Source organism: Cytobacillus sp. GQ23 (assembly GCF_059758675.1).
The window spans coordinates 95075-114520 of record NZ_JCAXER010000002.1 but is presented as its reverse complement, the minus strand read 5'-3'; the positions used below and the strand labels follow the sequence as shown (position 1 = coordinate 114520).

General features: G+C 42.5%; 16 protein-coding genes and 1 other annotated feature. Of the genes, 14 read left to right on the top strand and 2 right to left on the bottom strand.

Translation table 11 applies throughout. The features are described from left to right. Positions 1-256: 256 nt before the first annotated feature. The 5 genes from lon to AC6CHU_RS02270 all read left to right on the top strand — a co-directional run bounded on the left by lon (position 257) and on the right by AC6CHU_RS02270 (position 5988). Entirely contained in the window at positions 257-2584 is a 2328-nt protein-coding gene (gene lon, locus AC6CHU_RS02290; RefSeq protein ID WP_159863345.1) for an endopeptidase La, read from the top strand. Then, positions 2581-3162, top strand: a complete 582-nt coding sequence (gene yihA, locus AC6CHU_RS02285; protein ID WP_251284713.1) for a ribosome biogenesis GTP-binding protein YihA/YsxC — start codon at positions 2581-2583, stop codon at positions 3160-3162. Before lon ends, yihA begins: the two co-directional genes overlap by 4 nt. Before the next feature lie 563 nt (positions 3163-3725). Beyond that, positions 3726-4508: a transporter substrate-binding domain-containing protein gene (locus AC6CHU_RS02280; RefSeq protein ID WP_159863343.1), complete on the top strand. Its 783-nt coding sequence runs from the start codon at positions 3726-3728 to the stop codon at positions 4506-4508. Positions 4509-4589: 81 nt separating this feature from the next. Continuing rightward, on the top strand, positions 4590-5237 hold the full coding sequence (locus AC6CHU_RS02275) for an amino acid ABC transporter permease (protein WP_251284712.1): 648 nt from the start codon (positions 4590-4592) through the stop codon (positions 5235-5237). 13 nt (positions 5238-5250) lie between these two features. After that, positions 5251-5988 carry an amino acid ABC transporter ATP-binding protein gene (locus tag AC6CHU_RS02270; RefSeq protein ID WP_159863341.1) on the top strand — a complete coding sequence of 246 codons (738 nt, stop codon included), beginning with the start codon at positions 5251-5253 and terminating at the stop codon, positions 5986-5988. A gap of 47 nt (positions 5989-6035) precedes the next feature. On the opposite strand, the gene AC6CHU_RS02265 is transcribed toward AC6CHU_RS02270, so the two are convergent. Beyond that, complete coding sequence (locus AC6CHU_RS02265; RefSeq protein WP_159863340.1) at positions 6036-6521, bottom strand: LiaI-LiaF-like domain-containing protein; 486 nt, start codon at positions 6519-6521, stop codon at positions 6036-6038. A 227-nt stretch (positions 6522-6748) separates the two neighbouring features. Here AC6CHU_RS02265 and hemA point away from each other — a divergent pair, with 227 nt between their 5' ends. The 8 genes from hemA (at position 6749) to ysxE (ending at position 16004) form a co-directional block, all read left to right on the top strand. Next, entirely contained in the window at positions 6749-8098 is a 1350-nt protein-coding gene (gene hemA / locus AC6CHU_RS02260) for a glutamyl-tRNA reductase (protein ID WP_159863339.1), read from the top strand. 14 nt (positions 8099-8112) lie between these two features. Further along, complete coding sequence (locus tag AC6CHU_RS02255; RefSeq protein ID WP_159863338.1) at positions 8113-8946, top strand: cytochrome c biogenesis protein; 834 nt, start codon at positions 8113-8115, stop codon at positions 8944-8946. Between the two features lie 172 nt (positions 8947-9118). Next, positions 9119-10054, top strand: coding sequence for a hydroxymethylbilane synthase (gene hemC / locus AC6CHU_RS02250; protein WP_159863337.1), 936 nt, complete (start codon positions 9119-9121; stop codon positions 10052-10054). Continuing rightward, the gene (locus AC6CHU_RS02245) at positions 10051-10833 is read left to right on the top strand and encodes a uroporphyrinogen-III synthase (RefSeq protein ID WP_498119918.1); all 783 of its coding nucleotides are present in this window, start codon (positions 10051-10053) and stop codon (positions 10831-10833) included. Before hemC ends, AC6CHU_RS02245 begins: the two co-directional genes overlap by 4 nt. Next, positions 10833-11813 carry a porphobilinogen synthase gene (hemB, locus tag AC6CHU_RS02240; protein ID WP_498119917.1) on the top strand — a complete coding sequence of 327 codons (981 nt, stop codon included), beginning with the start codon at positions 10833-10835 and terminating at the stop codon, positions 11811-11813. Before AC6CHU_RS02245 ends, hemB begins: the two co-directional genes overlap by 1 nt. A gap of 54 nt (positions 11814-11867) precedes the next feature. Next, complete coding sequence (hemL, locus tag AC6CHU_RS02235; RefSeq protein ID WP_498119915.1) at positions 11868-13154, top strand: glutamate-1-semialdehyde 2,1-aminomutase; 1287 nt, start codon at positions 11868-11870, stop codon at positions 13152-13154. 454 nt (positions 13155-13608) lie between these two features. Further along, positions 13609-14853 carry a stage VI sporulation protein D gene (spoVID, locus tag AC6CHU_RS02230; protein ID WP_251284495.1) on the top strand — a complete coding sequence of 415 codons (1245 nt, stop codon included), beginning with the start codon at positions 13609-13611 and terminating at the stop codon, positions 14851-14853. 92 nt (positions 14854-14945) lie between these two features. Further along, the gene (gene ysxE, locus AC6CHU_RS02225) at positions 14946-16004 is read left to right on the top strand and encodes a spore coat protein YsxE (RefSeq protein ID WP_498119913.1); all 1059 of its coding nucleotides are present in this window, start codon (positions 14946-14948) and stop codon (positions 16002-16004) included. A gap of 13 nt (positions 16005-16017) precedes the next feature. Here the strand turns inward: ysxE and AC6CHU_RS02220 are convergent, their stop codons facing one another. Further along, the gene (locus tag AC6CHU_RS02220) at positions 16018-16209 is read right to left on the bottom strand and encodes a YszA family small membrane protein (RefSeq protein WP_236566176.1); all 192 of its coding nucleotides are present in this window, start codon (positions 16207-16209) and stop codon (positions 16018-16020) included. Positions 16210-16427: 218 nt separating this feature from the next. Next, positions 16428-16685: a binding site (T-box leader), on the top strand. A gap of 47 nt (positions 16686-16732) precedes the next feature. On the opposite strand from AC6CHU_RS02220, the gene AC6CHU_RS02215 reads away from it, so the two are divergent. Further along, on the top strand, positions 16733-19378 hold the full coding sequence (locus AC6CHU_RS02215; RefSeq protein ID WP_498119911.1) for a valine--tRNA ligase: 2646 nt from the start codon (positions 16733-16735) through the stop codon (positions 19376-19378). Positions 19379-19446 lie beyond the last annotated feature (68 nt).

Sequence of the window (19446 nt, the reverse complement as noted above, 5' to 3'; positions counted from 1 at the left end):
TTGCAGTCTCTGGAAACCTGCTGTATAAACGCCTCCCGCTAATCGCGGTCAGAAACTTCGGTTTGCAGTTTAGGCTACAAACCGAAGTTTTATTTGCGTAAAGAAGGATAAAGTGTAATTATAAATGAATATCATTGAAAGACGGCTTTCGGCTGTTTCTCTTTAATAGACACTGCTATTTAAATACGATAGAATTGTACAAAGAAATTATTAGCAATAATGGGGCTAAAAAGATGCATTTTGGAGGTGCAATGGAATGGCGAAAAAGAAAGAAATCATCGTCCCCCTCCTGCCGCTTCGGGGCTTGCTTGTATATCCGACCATGGTTCTGCACTTGGATGTAGGCCGTGAGAAATCGGTTCAGGCTCTGGAAAAAGCAATGGTAGATGACCATTTAATATTCTTAACAACACAAAAGGATATATCTATAGATGAACCATCAGAAGATGATCTATATGGAATGGGCACGCTAACACGTGTCAAGCAGATGCTCAAGCTTCCAAACGGTACGATCCGTGTTCTTGTTGAAGGGCTAAAGAGAGCGGAAATCATTGATTTTCAGGACGAAACTGAACATTATTCTGTTAGTGTGAAGGCTTTTGATGATCCTGAGACAAAGGACGTTGAGGATCAGGCACTGATGAGGACTATGCTAGAGTATTTTGAGCAATACATAAAGGTATCGAAGAAAATATCAGCCGAAACGTACTCTTCTGTAGCAGATATAGAAGAGCCGGGGCGCATGGCCGATATTATTTCTTCCCACTTGCCTTTAAAGCTGAAGGAAAAACAGGAGATTCTTGAAACCATTGATGTAAAAGAGCGCATGAATCAGGTTATTGAAATCATCCATAATGAAAAAGAAGTATTGAACCTTGAGAAAAAGATCGGCCAGCGTGTGAAAAAATCAATGGAACGGACGCAGAAGGAATATTATTTGCGTGAACAAATGAAGGCAATCCAAAAAGAACTGGGAGATAAGGAAGGCAAGACAGGAGAAATTGCCGAGCTGACGGAAAAAATTGAAAATGCCGGCATGCCTGAGCATGTCCAGCTTACCGCATTAAAAGAACTTGACCGCTATGAAAAGGTTCCATCCAGTTCAGCTGAAAGCGCGGTAATCCGCAATTATATTGAGTGGCTTGTCACATTGCCATGGTCGAAGTCAACAGAAGATGATCTGGATATTCTGAAGGCTGAGAGAATCCTGAATGAAGACCATTATGGCCTGGAAAAAGTAAAGGAACGGGTTTTAGAGTACCTTGCAGTGCAAAAGCTGACGAATTCCCTTAAAGGCCCAATCCTATGTCTTTCAGGGCCTCCTGGTGTTGGTAAAACAAGTCTTGCACGTTCGATTGCATCATCGCTAAACAGGAATTTCGTCCGTGTATCCCTCGGCGGAGTCCGGGATGAGTCTGAGATTCGGGGACATAGAAGGACATATGTTGGGGCCATGCCTGGCCGCATCATTCAGGGCATGAAAAAGGCAGGGACAATCAACCCTGTATTCCTGCTAGATGAAATCGATAAAATGTCCTCAGACTTCCGAGGGGATCCTTCATCTGCAATGCTGGAGGTTTTAGACCCTGAGCAAAACCATAATTTTAGTGATCATTATATTGAAGAAACCTATGATCTGTCGAAGGTCATGTTTATAGCAACTGCCAATAATCTTAGCACGATCCCTGGACCGCTGCTGGACAGAATGGAAGTTATCACGATAGCAGGTTATACAGAGCAGGAGAAGATTCATATAGCTAAAGACCACCTTCTGCCAAAGCAAATCAAAGAACATGGACTTTCCAAATCCCAGCTGCAGATTCGGGAGGACGGGCTGCAGAAAGTTGTCCGCTATTATACTCGCGAAGCAGGAGTACGGGGCTTGGAGCGCCAGCTGGCTACTATCTGCAGAAAAACGGCTAAAATTATCGTATCCGGCGAAAAGAAGAAGGTAATTGTAAATGGTAAAAATACTGAAGAGTTTCTTGGAAAGCCAAAATACCGATACGGTCAGGCGGAGCTTGAAGACCAGGTTGGTGTTGCGACAGGACTGGCTTATACAACAGTTGGCGGGGATACCCTTCAAATTGAAGTATCCCTTTCTCCCGGAAAAGGAAAGCTCGTTCTTACAGGCAAACTGGGGGATGTGATGAAAGAGTCTGCTCAAGCGGCATTCAGTTATGTTCGTTCAAAAGCGAAAGAACTGGGCATTGATGAGAATTTCCATGAAAAGCATGACATTCATATTCATGTTCCAGAAGGGGCTGTCCCGAAAGACGGCCCATCTGCCGGAATAACCATTACAACTGCCCTAGTTTCTGCTCTGTCAGGAAAACCAATCCGTAAAGAAGTGGGGATGACAGGGGAAATTACATTAAGAGGCCGGGTGCTTCCGATTGGCGGTTTGAAAGAGAAATCTTTAAGTGCCCATCGTGCAGGATTGACGAAGATCATCCTCCCTAAAGATAATGAAAAGGACATTGAAGATATCCCTGAAAGCATCAGGGAAGAGCTTGATTTCGTTCTGGTATCACATGTGGACGAAGTCTTGAAACATGCCCTGAATGGCGGTGCACAAGCATGAAAGTAGTAAGCTCAGAAATAGTCATCAGTGCAGTCAAGCCTGATCAGTATCCCGAAAGCGATTTGCCGGAATTTGCCCTTGCCGGCCGTTCCAATGTCGGCAAATCTTCTTTCATTAATAAAATGCTTAATCGAAGAGGACTTGCCAGAATATCCTCTAAACCGGGGAAGACACAAACCCTGAACTTTTACCTTATTAACGAGATTCTTCACTTTGTTGATGTTCCGGGCTATGGGTATGCAAAGGTATCTAAAAAGGAACGTGAAGCATGGGGGAAGATGATAGAAACATACTTAACAAGCAGAGAACAGTTAAAAGCTGTTGTGCTGATTGTTGATTTGCGCCATCCTCCTACAAGTGACGATGTTATGATGTACAACTTTTTAAAGCATTATGATATCCCTTGTGTAGTGATTGCCACAAAAGCGGATAAAATTCCGAAGTCCAAATGGCAAAAACATATGAAAATTACAAAGGAAACATTAGATATTGATCCGAATGATCAGATCATTATGTTTTCCTCGGAAACAGGTTATGGAAAAGACAAGGCCTGGTCGGCATTAAAAAGCTATATGTAAATAAAAAATCCCGCAGCATTTGCAGCGGGATTTTTATTTTGGCTGTTTTCCAGGGATTGTTGTTTTTTGTAAATTAAGTACTGTGCTGACTGCAGCGGAACGTAAGGGACCCTTAGAAACGAATTGTCATTTTCCTCCTGAGGAGTTACCCATGGAAGCTTATTCAAAATCCTGCGTCCCAGAGGCTTACCCCGACTGCCCCGGTTCGCTGAACAGCCTGGAGTGGAAATCAACCGACAAGATGAACAGGGATTAATCAAAAGCACACATTAAATTATCTTCAATTAGGCCTATTGTACCGGTAACCGCAGAATGACAATCCTGCAGTACGTTATACATATGGTGATAAATGGATATAGCGTTTGTCGAAAGATAAGGAATTTAAAGGATAGTGAAGGATATGGAGTTATGTTGGAGTTAAAAGACGGTCAGTTAATGAGAATAGCATATATACAATTATACAATGAATTATCATAAAATATGAATTTTGAGAATATTCCTAATCAATGATAGAGTTAAAGAGCAAATATTATAGAGAGCTACTGAAGGGGGAATTTAGACTAGTGAGACATTGGTTAAAAGGAATCATAGCAGCTGCTTTTGTATTAGTACTGGCAGCGTGCGGATCAGAGGAAGCGTCTAAAAACGGAATGGATCTTGTAGATGAAGACAAATTTACATACGCGGCTTCGGGAGAGTTTAAACCTTTTAGTTATACAAATGATGATGGAAGCATGAGCGGGTTTGATATTGATGTTGCCGAGGCTGTAGCAAAAGAACTCGGGCTTGAGCCGGTTCAGAATAAATTTAAGTTCGGCGGTATTGTGGAGGGAGTTAAATCAGGCCGTTTTGATGCAGCGGTAGCCAGCCACACCATTACTGAAGAACGTCTGAAGGCAGTCAATTTTTCAACGCCATATTACTATTCCGGCCCGCAGATTTATGTGCGTCCGGACAGCAGTGTTGAGACACTGGCCGACTTAGAAGGCTTGGAGATAGCAGTATCTAAGGGTTCTACATACACATCAAATGCTGAGGAGGTTACAGATAACATACAATTCTATGATAGTGATGTTGTCGCCTTGGAAGCCTTAAGCAAGGGAAAACATGATGCAGTCATCACAGATTTTGTTACAGGCAAAGAAGCCATTGGCGCCGGAATGAAAATTGAAGGCAAAGAGCTGCTTGGCCGCAGTGAGCAGGCAATTGCAGTTGCAAAGGATAATAAAGAGCTGCTCGAAAAAGTGAATGAAGCTCTTGAAACACTTCGCGAGAATGGAACACTCACAGAAATCAGCAAAAAATATATCGGTGAAGATATAACAGTTGATCCTGAGAAGGAATAACATTGCGGGCGGATGTGTATCAGACATTCGCCTGTTTTGTTTTTTACACAAATTGAAATAGCCATCTGAAGGGGGATTTTTGTGGATTTATTTACAAAGTTTATTGATACATATCCCGTATTTTTAAAGGGGATGCTCTTAACCTTTCAATTAACCATTGTATCGGTGTTTATTGCTATTTTTATAGGACTGTTTTTTGCCTTTCTTAAGATATCAAGAGTGAAAGTTCTGGAATGGATTGCTGACATCTATATTTTTCTTGTAAGGGGAACACCTCTTGTTGTACAGATATTCATCTTCTATTTCGGATTGACAGCGCTGGATATTTCACAGTTTTGGTCAGTTGTCCTGGGACTTGCTTTTCACAACGGTGCCTATATAGCCGAGATTTTCAGGGGCTCCATTCAATCCATCGACAAGGGGCAAATGGAAGCGGGACGTTCACTGGGGATGACTGCAGGCCTTGCGATGAGAAGAATCATTCTCCCTCAGGCATTCCGCCGTGCTATGCCGCCTCTTGGAAATCAGTTTATCATTGCACTGAAGGATTCATCACTTGCATCCTTCATTGGCATGTACGAGCTCTTTAACGTGGCAACAACATATGGTTCCAATGAATATGACTACATGAGCTATTTGCTGATCGTAGCTGTTTACTATTTAGTACTTGTACTTATTTTCTCCATCCTTGTAAATATGATTGAGAAAAAAATGGCAAGCAGTGATTAAGGGGGAATGAGGAATGAGTGAATCGTACATGATCAAAGTAGAAAAATTGAACAAATCATTCGGGGATCTCCATGTCCTGAAAGACATTGATATAACAGTAAAGGAAAACGATGTTGTTTGCCTGATTGGTGCCAGCGGATCCGGAAAAAGCACACTGCTCCGCTGCTTGAACTTTCTTGAATTAAAGGACAGCGGCAATATCATTTTTGAGGGGGACAAGGTTGAAAAAGAAACCCATGATCTCAATAAAGTAAGAGAAAAAGTTGGAATGGTTTTTCAGCACTTTCATTTATTCCCCCATATGACTGTTCTGGAAAATGTGATGGAAGCACCTTTACATGTGAAAAAGCTTCCTAAGGATCAAGTGAAAAAAGATGCCCAGGAACTATTAAAAAAAGTTGGGCTTTCTGACAAAGAGAATGTATATCCATCAAAACTTTCAGGCGGACAAAAACAGCGTGTAGCCATTGCAAGGGCGCTTGCAATGAAGCCTGATATCATGCTTTTCGATGAACCGACATCAGCACTGGATCCGGAGCTTGTGGGGGAAGTGCTTTCCACTATGAAGGAGCTGGCACTTGAAGGCATGACAATGGTCGTCGTCACCCATGAAATGGGCTTTGCAAGAGAAGTGGCAGACTGGGCTGTCTACATGCATGATGGCAGAATTGTTGAAGTGGGACACCCGGAGGATTTGTTTAACAATCCAAAAGAGCAGAGAACCAAAAATTTTCTTGATTCGGTTCTCTAAACAGTTTGAATGGTAAAAGACAGGGAAAAGCTAAATATCCCTGTCTTTTATTTTTTCTTTGATAATAAAAAATATAATCCAATTAGCATTAATAAGATAGGCCATAATTGCCAAACATCAGAGATGCCATTTTCAAGAAGTCCCATCCACTCAGCTACTCTGTCATAAAACAAGAGCAATGCGGCAAGAATTAAGAATAATAGGCCCTGAAATAATCCTGCTCCAGTTTTCTGATGCCTAAGGAGGAAGCCAAGAGCCATTATCAGGATGAATGTCCCAATATGATCCGGCCAAATTTCGAGGCGGTTCACCACATGAAAATGCAGGCCAAATCCTGTTAAGATGACCCCTGGCAGTATGGAGTCATAATCCCTTGCGCCATATCCCTGAATTAAAAAGGCTGCTCCGACGATAATGAGGAGAGTCGGCCAGGAATAGAAAGACTGCAAGGCAGTAAATCCGCTCTGCTGGAGAAAAAAGTAGGCTCCAAATCCGAGTAAAATAATTCCGGGGAAAATACGCTGATTTTTCATAAAAAACACCACTTCCAATAAGGTTCACTTGAATCCGGCAAGTTTTTTTGTTACTGTACATAAGGGAGTATTTGTCTATTTTAAGATAACCTTATACAAGGCTCCTGTTTAAAATATAGTATCATATGTGTTCATTATCTGTTCACAATTAAGCATTAATTGAAAAAATAGACATGATATAATTAATATTAACGAACTAGGCAATAATTCTGGGGGTGTCAATTTCAATGCATATCTTAGTCGTCGGTCTTAACTATAAAACTGCCCCTGTTGAAATCCGTGAACGTCTAACCTTTAATCCTTCACAATTGGGCGAGGCAATGAAGACTTTAAATGACAAAAAAAGTATTTTAGAGAATGTCATTCTGTCTACTTGCAATCGGACCGAAATTTATGCAGTTGTGGACCAGCTTCATACTGGCCGCTATTATATAAAGGAATTTTTGGCTGAATATTTCAATATGGATCAGAAGGAATTTTCTCCATTCCTATTTATTTATGAAGAGGATGGGGCTATAGAGCATCTATTCAATGTCGCGTGCGGCCTAAATTCCATGATCCTTGGCGAGACACAGATTTTGGGACAGGTAAGATCAAGTTTTCTGGAAGCTCAATCGAAAAGCACAACCGGTACTGTCTTTAACCACTTGTTTAAGCAGGCAGTAACATTAGCTAAGCGGGCACATTCCGAAACGGAAATAGGTGCAAATGCAGTCTCTGTCAGCTATGCAGCAGTGGAACTGGCTAAGAAGATTTTTGGATCACTTGAAAATAAACATGTTCTTATTTTAGGAGCAGGTAAAATGGGTGAGCTGGCAATCCAAAACCTTCATGCCAATGGCGCCAGCAAAGTAACGGTTATTAACCGGACATTTGAAAAAGCACAGAACCTTGCAAGCCGATATGCCGGCCAGGCAAAAACGCTGCATGAGCTTCAATGTGCTCTTGTTGAAGCAGATATTTTAATCAGTTCTACCGGGGCCAAAGAATTTGTTGTTACAAAGGATATGATGGCTCACGCAGAAAGAATGCGAAAAGGCAAACCTCTATTCATGGTAGATATTGCTGTTCCAAGAGATCTGGATCCGAAGCTGGCAGACCTGGACAGTGTTTTCCTATATGATATTGATGATCTTGAAGGGATTGTTGAAGCCAACCTTCAGGAACGTAAAAAGGCAGCCGAAAAGATTCAGCTGATGATTGAAGGGGAGATTGTTGAATTCAAGCAATGGCTGAACCTGCTTGGTGTTGTTCCGGTCATTTCCGCCTTGCGTGACAAAGCACTGGCTATACAGAGTGAAACAATGACAAGCATTGAAAGAAAGCTGCCGCATTTGAGTGATCGTGATAAAAAAGTGCTGAACAAGCATACAAAGAGCATCATCAATCAGCTATTAAAAGATCCAATTTTACAAGCTAAAGAAATGGCTGGACAGAAGGATTCCGAACAGGCATTAGATTTATTTGTAAAAATCTTTAATATAGAAGAACTTGTTTCAGATCAGCAGAACGTGCACGCAGCAGCCAAACCAAAGCACGCATTCGCTCAATCACAGCAGACTTCCTTTCAATCATAAAAGGGGTCCTGTCAATGTCTGATTTCTATATGACACGGCTGCACGAATTTACGGTGGTTCTGTATGCCTTATGTGTCTTATTATATTTTATTGATTTTCTTCACCATAACCGGAAGGCGAATAGAATTGCCTTCTGGTTACTTGCATTTGTATGGGTGCTTCAGACGGTTTTCCTGGTACTATATATGATGAATACAGGAAGGTTCCCTGTACTGACCATTTTTGAGGGCTTATATTTTTATGCCTGGGTGCTTATCACTCTTTCTTTGGGAATTAACAGGCTGCTCAGAGTCGATTTTATCGTCTTTTTTACAAATGTTCTTGGCTTTATCATAATGGCGATTCATACATTCGCACCTGTGCAGATTGATTCGGCTGTACAGGCCCAGCAGCTCATATCAGAACTCCTGCTGATTCATATAACAGTTGCGATTCTTTCATATGGAGCCTTCTCGCTCTCCTTCGTTTTTTCATTGCTGTATCTAATTCAATACGATTTGCTGAAAAGGAAAAAGTGGGGAACAAGGCTGCTCCGGATAACGGATCTGTCAAAGCTTGAACATATGTCCTATGTATTAAATGTTATCGGTGTACCTATGCTGATGATAAGTTTAATTTTAGGCATCCAGTGGGCATACATAAAATTGCCGCATATGGTCTGGTATGACTCCAAGGTAATCGGCTCATTCATTGTCCTGGCTTTATATAGTATTTATCTCTATATGAAAGTTGGAAAGGGCTTATATGGAAAATCTTTAGCACTCTGGAATTTAGCTTCATTTTTAATTGTATTAATTAATTTCTTTTTATTTGGCAAACTTTCATCATTCCATTTTTGGTATTCATAAAAAAGCGGAGGCGACTGATCAGTCCCGACAAGCATAAGATGGTCTGCGGCGCGGCGCAGTTTGCCGCAGAGCAGAACAGCTTATGACCTCGAGGGGCTAGGAGCCGGAGCTAGACAAAGAAAAGCGGAAGCGGCGGTTAAGCCGCTGCCAGACACAATTGCAGGAGGCTGTAATGAGAAAAATTATCGTAGGTTCAAGACGAAGCAAGCTTGCATTAACTCAGACAAATTGGGTGATCAGCCAATTGAAAAACCTCGATCCATCCTTTGAGTTTGAAGTGAAGGAAATAGTCACCAAAGGTGATAAAATTCTTGATGTTACCCTTTCAAAAGTCGGAGGAAAAGGTTTATTCGTAAAGGAAATAGAACAGGCCATGCTTGATGAAGAAATTGATTTGGCTGTACATAGCATGAAGGATATGCCCGCTGTACTTCCTGAAGGCCTGACAATCGGAAGCATTCCAGAAAGAGAAGACCACAGGGATGCACTCATCTCAAAAGGGCATATCAAATTGAATGACTTAAAGCCGGGTTCTATTATTGGAACAAGCAGCCTGCGCAGAGGGGCTCAGCTGCTGGCGCAGCGTCCGGATTTGGAGATTAAGTGGATCAGAGGAAACATAGATACCAGATTATCCAAATTGGAAACGGAAGAATATGATGCGATCATTCTTGCTGCAGCGGGTCTATCCAGAATGGGCTGGGCATCGGATGTTGTTACGGAATTCATGGAGCCGGAAATCTGTGTGCCGGCTGTTGGCCAGGGAGCACTTTCTATAGAGTGCCGTGAAAGTGATAAGGAGCTTCGGGCATTGCTGGATAAATTCACATGCCCAAAGACGAACCAGACTGTACGTGCAGAGCGTGCTTTCCTTCATAAGATGGAAGGCGGCTGCCAGGTTCCGATTGCTGGGTATGCAACAATGAATGAAACAGGGGAAATGGAGTTAACAGGACTTGTAGGTTCTCCTGATGGAAAAGTGATTTACAAGGAAACACTAACCGGTTCAAATCCAGAAGAGCTTGGTGTTAAGATGGCTGTTAAGTTAACCGAGCAGGGTGCTAAAGAGCTTATCGACAGAGTAAAAGAGGAGCTTGACGGGCAATGAAACGGCCTTCCCCTTTAGAAGGCATGAATGTTCTGGTGCCAAGAGGGAAAAAGCAGGCACAGTCCTTTTCAGATCTTATCTGCAGCTATGGGGGGATACCAGTTGAGATCCCCCTGATTGCTTTCGAGCCTTTGCGGAATAATGAAGCTTTAATTCAAGCACATAAACAAATTCAATCTTATGACTGGGTGATTTTCACCAGCAAAACGGCAGTGGATGCTTTTTTTGAGAATTTTAGTCAAGTCAGCCCTTTTCCTAAGATAGCGGTTATCGGTGAGAAAACAAAACAAACGCTTGCAGATAAGGGATTAAAGGTCCAGTTTGTGCCAGGAGAGTATGTAGCTGAAGGGTTTGTAGAGGATTTTTTGCCGTTTGTAGAAAAAGGGATGAAGGTACTAATCCCTAAAGGAAATTTGGCACGTGACTATATCGCAGCTTCTCTCACAGAATATGGTGCAAATGTTGATGAAATTATTGCTTATAAAACTACGTTTCCACGCGAGAGCCTCAGCCTGTTAAGAGACCAGCTTTCAGGAAAAGGGTTAGATATACTTCCTTTTACCAGTCCCTCCACAGTGGACCATTTTATGGAGGCTGTTAAGGAGCTTGGGTTTCAGAATGCGGTGAAAGACAGTGTGGTTGGCTGCATCGGCCCTGTAACAAAAGAACGTGCAGAGGCATATGGCCTGCAGGTTCATGCATTTCCGAAAGTATATACAGTACATAGCATGCTTAAGGGCATTATTAGATACTTAGCAGAAACCAGGAGGGAAAATTAATGGATCTTCAATTTAACAGGCATAGACGCCTTCGCAAAAGTCCGAATATGAGAGCGCTTATCCGTGAAAACTTCTTGCGAACAGAGGATTTAATTTATCCGCTTTTCGTGGCGGAAGGAGAAGGCATTAAAAGAGAAATACCTTCAATGCCGGGTATCTTTAACTTATCACTGGATCACCTGGAAGAGGAGATGAACGAAGTTTTTTCTCTTGGAATTAAGTCCGTCCTTTTATTTGGAATTCCTAAGGAGAAAGATGCATGCGGGCAGCAGGCTTATCATGATCATGGAATCGTACAGGAAGCTACCAGATTTATTAAAGCTAAATATCCGGAAATCATCATTATTGCTGATACTTGCCTTTGCGAGTATACGGACCATGGCCATTGCGGTCTGATTGAAAATGGTGAAGTGCTGAATGACGCTTCTCTGGAACTGCTAGTACAGACTGCTGTCAGCCAGGCGAAAGCAGGAGCAGACATTATCGCTCCGTCCAACATGATGGATGGATTTACAGCAGCTATCCGGGCAGGTCTTGATGAAGCGGGATTTGAAGATATTCCTGTTATGTCTTATGCAGTTAAATACGCATCTGCATTCTACGGTCCTTTCCGTGATGCTGCTGACAGCACACCGCAATTTGGCGACAGGAAAGCATACCAGATGGATCCTGCCAACCGCATGGAAGCCATGCGCGAAGCTGAATCGGATTTAATGGAAGGTGCTGACTTCCTGATTGTTAAACCGGGAATGCCTTATTTGGACATTGTACGTGATGTTAAGAACAACATCAACCTGCCAATTGTCATTTATAATGTGAGCGGTGAATATTCAATGGTTAAAGCTGCGGCACAGAACGGCTGGATTGATGAACAAAAAATAGTTATGGAAATGCTTACAGGCATGAAGCGTGCAGGAAGTGATTTAATTATTACTTACCATGCCAAAGATGCGGCAAGGTGGATTAAGGAACAAGGCTAAAATCGCAGGCCGATAGTTATTGGAACTTCTTATAAAATAGAAAAGAGGGATGACATGCGCTCTTATGAAAAATCTAACAGGGCTTTTAAAGAGGCAAGCGAATTGATGCCCGGAGGAGTAAACTCTCCTGTACGTGCATTTAAATCAGTTAATATGGATCCCATTTTTATGGAACGCGGACGCGGCTCGAAAATTTACGATATTGATGGCAATGAATATATCGATTACGTATTGTCGTGGGGACCTTTAATTCTGGGCCATACTAATGAACGTGTGGTCGAGGGTATTAAGAAAGTAGCTGAAATGGGAACAAGCTTCGGAGCTCCTACTGAAATTGAAAACGAACTCGCAAAGCTTGTTATTGAACGAGTTCCTTCCATCGAAGTGGTACGGATGGTTTCTTCCGGAACAGAAGCTACCATGAGTGCTTTAAGACTTGCCCGAGGATATACCGGCCGAAATAAAATTATGAAATTTGAAGGCTGCTATCATGGCCACGGCGATTCCCTGTTAATTAAAGCTGGCTCTGGTGTGGCAACTCTGGGACTGCCTGACAGTCCGGGAGTTCCTGAAGGTGTTGCTAAAAACACCATCACAGTTCCTTACAATGACCTTGAAAGCGTAAGGTATGCCTTTGAGCAATTCGGAGATGATATTGCCGGTGTGATTGTGGAGCCGGTAGCTGGAAATATGGGAGTCGTTCCTCCTCAGCCGGGCTTCCTTGAAGGCTTAAGGGAAATCACAGAACAAAACGGATCCTTGCTCATTTTTGATGAAGTTATGACCGGATTCCGTGTCGGCTATAATTGTGCGCAGGGCTATTTTGGGGTGACACCGGACATTACATGTCTTGGCAAGGTTATTGGCGGCGGTCTCCCAGTCGGTGCATATGGCGGAAAAGCGGAGATTATGAAGCAGATTGCACCAAGCGGTCCAATATACCAGGCAGGAACATTATCAGGAAATCCTCTTGCCATGACAGCAGGTTTTGAGACTTTAAGCCAGCTGACACCGGAATCATATAAAGAATTTGAAAGAAAAGCTGACAGGCTGGAAGAAGGGCTTCAAGCAGCGGCTGAAAAATATGATATCCCGCACACCATTAACCGTGCCGGATCTATGATTGGTATTTTCTTTACAAATGAAGACGTTGTTAACTATGAAAAAGCTAAATCATCCAACCTGGAATTCTTTGCAGAATACTACAGGGAAATGGCAAACCAGGGAGTCTTTCTGCCGCCATCCCAATTCGAAGGACTTTTCCTCTCAACTGCACACACAGATGAGGACATCGAAAAAACAATTAGTGCTGCTGAGCAGGCTTTCTCCAAATTAAAATAATAAAAACCTGACACTCATCATATTTGATGAGTGTTTTTTCAATTTTATCTTGTCATTCTGGATCATAGAAAGATGTTTCCCTTAGCTGGTATAAGGGAGCATCAGGCTCGTCCTCTGATTAAAGCCAGTTCCGTTCGATGAACTTCAGACTCAATCCCTTGGAATTTGGCTATCTGTGTCCGAAGTTGGATCAACTTCAGACTCAAGGCCTTGAAAATTTGCTTTCTCTGTCCAAAGGTGCACCTAACTTAGGCACACAAACTCGGTTCTAATCTTTTCTTGTCTCCAGGCATATCAACCTACCACTCACCAAATTTAAATATTTCAAAGATCTATATCAAATGAGCCAGATTCCCCCAAAGCGTTATTTTTCTAATCATAAAGTATCCCCATCCCTCATAGGATTGTTAATGACATAGTGATTAAACGCAAAGATTCGAAGGGAGGAGTCGCTTTGTCTCAGGGGAATCCATCGTGCTTACGATTTTCTTTAGAAGAATCAGTATGGTTTCAAAAAGGACAGGAAGTATCTGACCTGATTTCCATCTCGCTAGACCCCAATATAACAATTCAGGAAAGCGATCAATATGTAACAATCCAGGGAGCATTGGAACTGGCAGGTGAATATAGACGCAGCGATGAAGAAGCATCAGGGGAAGAACAAGAGGATTTTGCAGCAACCAAATTCGTTCAGACTATCGAAGAACGGGGAGAAGGAATTTGTGAATTTAAGCACTATTTTCCAGTTGATATCACCATTCCAAATAATAGAATCCAAAGCTTAGACGATATTGACGTTGCAGTGGAGTCCTTCGATTATGTTCTTCCGGAAAGAAGCTGTATGAAGCTGACAGCTAATTTAACCATAACAGGATTATATGGTGATCAGCAGCATGTGCCTGTCCAGGTATGGGAGGAAGAAGCTGAAACTGAAACTGAAACTGAAGAATTAGAGCCTCTGTACAGATCTCCTGAAGCGGTGGAGGAGACAGAGGAAGAAGAGCCTATTCTCCAGGAATGGCCGTCTTTTCAGCAGGAAGAGCAGAAGCTGGAGGTAGAAAGAGAGGAACAAGTAGCCGCTCGTACCGCGGAAGATATATGGGACGAGGAACAGCAGGAAGAGCAATTAGAAACTGCAGAGGTTTATACCCCGTTCGAGGCTGAAGCAAGGAAGCAGCCTGAAAAGGAAGAGCAGGAAGTTATTAAACCGGCAATACCTGCAGCGCTTGAAGTAACACAAGAACAGCCGCAAGAAGAACAGACGCAGAAAACTGCGCCGGAAATATCCTTCTCTTCTCAGCGCAGTGAAGAGGAAACACCGCCAACTGCACAGGAAATTTATCAAATGACAGAAGCATCCGAATCAGATAGCCCTTCTTTTGAAAAGAAGCCTGTTCAGGCGGCTGCACAGGAAACTGAGGAATCTTCATCTTCTCCAGAACAAGAACAGGAAGCAAAGAAAAAGAAACTTTCCAAAAAGAAAAGCATGTCGTTAACGGAATTTTTTGCCCGCAGGGAAGAGTCAGAAGAACATGTGAAGCTCAAGGTTTGCATTGTGCAGAACGGCGATACAATTGATGTCATTGCTGAAAGGTATGATATACCGGCTCAGCAGCTGTTAAGGGTAAATCATCTGGAAATTAATCAGGATATTTATGAAGGGCAAGTGCTGTACATTCCTGTTGCGGTAGCCCACTAAAAGGTTAAAAGGCTGAGCAGGTATTCGTAACCCGCTCAGCTATTTTCGTTTAACTTATATATTTTGTCAGTTTTGGAAAGTGAGTGGTTAAGGTGGAAGAAAAAAATCGGCTGCAGAAAGTCTCTCCCATTTTAAAGCATTATTCATTAGAGCCGCATTTTGTAGAGGATTTTGGGAGGGTACAGAAGGTATACAGCAGCAAAGGTGTTTTTGCTTTAAAGAAAATAAAGCCTCAGCACGGAGCGGATTTTATAAGACATGTACAAACACTTTTTCAAAAAGGCTTCAACAGAATAGTTCCTATTTACCCAACGGTGGACGGAAGATATGCTGTACTCCATCAGAATGAATTATTTTATTTAATGCCCTGGATGTCCAATGAGGAAAAGGAGGATAGATTTGAGCGGCATCAGCAGATGCTGCGGGAATTGGCAAGACTGCACACATTGTCCTCGAGGGAGGTTCCGATAAAAAAAGAAGACCGTACCGAGCATTACGAAAATACCTTACAGGAATGGGAAAAAGAAAATGAGTTTCTGGAGGGATTCATTGAAGCGTGCGAAAGAAAAGAGTATATGTCCCCTTTTGAGCTAATGTTTTCCCTATATTACAATGATATCAGCCAGGCACTTAAATTCTCCACAAACAAATTTAAAGATTGGTTCGAAAAAACAAAGGAAGATGAAAAAGCACGAACGGTCATTATTCATGGGAAAGTTTCAACCGAACATTTTCTATACGATGATAGGGGGTATGGCTACTTTACTAATTTCGAAAAGGCAAGACAGGGGTCGCCGCTCCATGATTTATTGCCGTTTTTATCAAGGACACTAAAAACATATCCCAAAAGATCTGAGGAATGTGTAGAATGGCTTTACACTTATATGAAGTACTTTCCCTTCAGGGATGACGAGATGCTGCTGTTTCAAAGCTACTTTGCTCATCCGGGTCCTATTATCAGAGCAGCTGAGCAATATTATAAAGGGGAAGGAAAAAGGGGAGAGAGGAAGGCTGTCCAGCATCTGCAAAGGCAGTTTTGGCTGTTAAAAAATATTGAATATGCCGTTATGAGAATCGATGAGATTGAGAGACAAAAACAAGAAGCAAAAGCGGCAGCAGAAGCTCAAGCACAGGAAGGAGCCCAAAGCTGAAGGTTGAGGGCTCCTATACTAATTGAAGATGAAAGGCGATAGCGATCAGAATGAACAGCGAAAGCAGCAGCACATCGAAGGTAGTAGGCAATAATATTGTTCTAATGCCTTGAAAAACACAGAACGGGATAATGAATTGTGCACATATATTCCTGAAAGTTCTTAACCAGGGAGGCAGTTTGTAGGGATTATATTTTTTTCTCATTCGCGCATACCCCTTTCCCCAATGTTCTTATTTTACATCCTATGATTCTATTTTCCGTAAAGTGCCTATTTTCGTTTTTTTGACATAAAAAGGTGTTCCTGCCGGGTGTAACTCATCAGCACTTTCAAGGATGCTGTGAATAATATATAAAAAACTGGGGTATCCTTATTGACTATAACCGTCTATTTTCGGTACTATATTTTATATATAAATTTAATATCGTTGCTAAGACAGGGAAGAGTACAATGGCTATTTGCCTTTTTAGAGAGGAAAACCAGCAGCTGAAAGGTTATCCAGGCAGAACCGTTGGAAGGTCGCCCTAGAGCATCTTTTGCGAAAGGCAGCAGCCAAGTAGTAAAAGACGGGAAATCCGTTATCTGCTTAAGTGTCAATCACTATAAGAATGTCTTTTGCTGATTTTCTTTTTTGGTTGAAAAAAAGGTGGTACCGCGAAGCAAACTCCATTCGTCCTTTTATGGCGAGCGGAGTTTTTTTATTTGCTTTTAGAAAGGAAGAATGAAATATGGATAACAATGAAATATCAATGCCGACGAAGTATGATCCGCAGGCGATTGAAAAAGGGAGATATCACTGGTGGCTGGAAGGAAAGTTCTTTGAAGCAAAAGATGATGAAACAAAGCAGCCGTATACAATTGTGATTCCGCCTCCAAACGTAACCGGAAGACTTCATCTTGGCCACGCATGGGATACGACTCTGCAGGATATCCTCACACGAATGAAGCGTATGCAGGGGTACGATGTTTTATGGCTTCCGGGAATGGACCATGCGGGTATTGCCACTCAGGCAAAGGTGGAAGAAAAGCTCCGAAATGAAGGCAAAAGCCGCTATGATCTAGGCCGCGAGAAATTCGTAGAAGAAACCTGGAAATGGAAAGAGGAGTATGCGAGCCATATCCGCCAGCAATGGTCAAAGCTTGGATTAGGGCTTGATTACAGCCGTGAACGCTTCACGCTGGATGAAGGGCTTTCAAAGGCTGTTAGAGAGGTTTTTGTTTCACTTTATAATAAAGGCCTTATTTACCGCGGCGAGTACATCATCAACTGGGATCCGTCTACAAAAACAGCCCTATCTGATATCGAAGTTATTTATAAGGATGTTCAAGGTGCCTTCTACCACATGAGATATCCTCTGGCAGATGGATCGGGTCATATCGAAATTGCTACTACACGCCCAGAAACAATGCTTGGCGATACTGCTGTAGCGGTACACCCTGAAGATGAACGCTATAAGCATTTAATCGGCAAGACAGTTAAACTGCCGATTACAGGAAGGGAAATTCCGATTGTTGCTGATGATTATGTAGAAATGGATTTTGGATCTGGTGCTGTAAAAATTACGCCTGCTCATGACCCAAATGATTTCGAAATCGGAAACCGCCACAATCTTGAAAGAATTCTTGTTATGAATGAAGACGGCACGATGAATAGCAGAGCTGGTAAGTATCAGGGGATGGACCGGTTTGAATGCCGCAAGCAGATTGTAAAGGACCTTCAGGAAGAAGGCGTTCTTTTCAAAATTGAAGAGCATATGCATTCTGTGGGCCATTCAGAGCGAAGCGGTGCAGTAGTTGAACCATACCTTTCAACGCAGTGGTTTGTTAAAATGCAGCCTCTTGCGGATGAAGCCATTGCTCTTCAAAATAAAGAGGAAAAAGTAAACTTTGTTCCGGACCGATTTGAAAAAACGTATCTGCGCTGGATGGAAAATATACGTGACTGGTGCATTTCACGCCAGCTCTGGTGGGGACACCGCATACCGGCGTGGTATCACAGGGAGACCGGCGAGGTTTATGTAGGTCAGGAAGCTCCTGTGGACAGCGAAAACTGGGAACAGGATAAAGATGTATTAGATACTTGGTTCAGTTCAGCATTATGGCCGTTTTCCACAATGGGCTGGCCGGATACTGATTCCGCTGACTTTAAGAGATACTATCCGACTGCTGCCCTTGTAACAGGCTATGACATCATTTTCTTCTGGGTATCCCGGATGATCTTCCAGGGTCTCGAATTTACAGGGGAGCGCCCATTCGAGGATGTATTAATTCATGGTCTTGTTCGAGATTCACAGGGACGCAAGATGAGTAAATCACTTGGAAATGGCGTTGATCCGATGGATGTTATCGACCAGTATGGTGCCGACTCACTCCGATACTTCCTTTCTACGGGAAGCTCGCCGGGGCAAGATCTTCGTTTTAGCATGGAAAAGGTAGAGGCAACCTGGAACTTTGCCAATAAAATCTGGAACGCATCACGTTTTGCTTTAATGAATATGGATGGATTAAAGTTCGAAGAAATCGATTTAAGCGGCGAAAAGTCTGTTGCTGATAAATGGATTCTGACCCGTTTAAATGAAACAATCGAGACTGTTACAAGATTATCTGACCGCTATGAGTTTGGTGAGGTTGGCCGAGTTCTGTACAACTTCATCTGGGATGATTTCTGCGACTGGTATATAGAAATGGCGAAGATTCCGCTGTATGGAGAAGATGAAGCTGCCAAGAAAACAACCCTCTCCATCCTGGCATATGTACTGGATAACACAATGCGTCTCCTTCATCCATTTATGCCATTTATTACAGAGGAAATTTGGCAGAACCTTCCTCACTCAGGCGACTCCATTACGGTTGCCCAGTGGCCGGAAGTACAGGTTGAATATACAGACAATCAGGCTGCAAATGAAATGAAGCTGCTTGTTGAAATTATCCGTTCTGTCCGCAACAGCCGTGCTGAAGTAAACACGCCGATGAGCAAGAAGATTAAAATGATGGTAAGGGCTAAAGACCGTGAAATTCTTGCTACACTGGAAAATAACCGTGCCTATGTTGAACGCTTCTGTAATCCTGAGGAACTGGTGCTGGCTTTAGAGGTTGAAACACCTGATAAGGCGATGACAGCCGTAGTGACTGGGGCAGAAATTATCCTCCCGCTTGAAGGCTTGATTAATATCGAAGAAGAAGTGGCCAGACTGCAAAAAGAGTGGGATAAATTAAATAAAGAAGTTGAACGTGTTCAAAAGAAACTTTCAAATGAAGGCTTTATTAAAAAAGCGCCGGAAAAAGTAATTGAGGAAGAAAAAGCAAAAGAACAAGACTACAGCGAAAAGAGAGCAGCTGTGGAAGCTCGGATCAAAGAGCTAAAAGGGGAATAAATAGTTGCTGCGGAAGGCGGATCCGAATCTGGGATTCGTCTTCCTTCCTGTATAACGGAGGTGTAAAT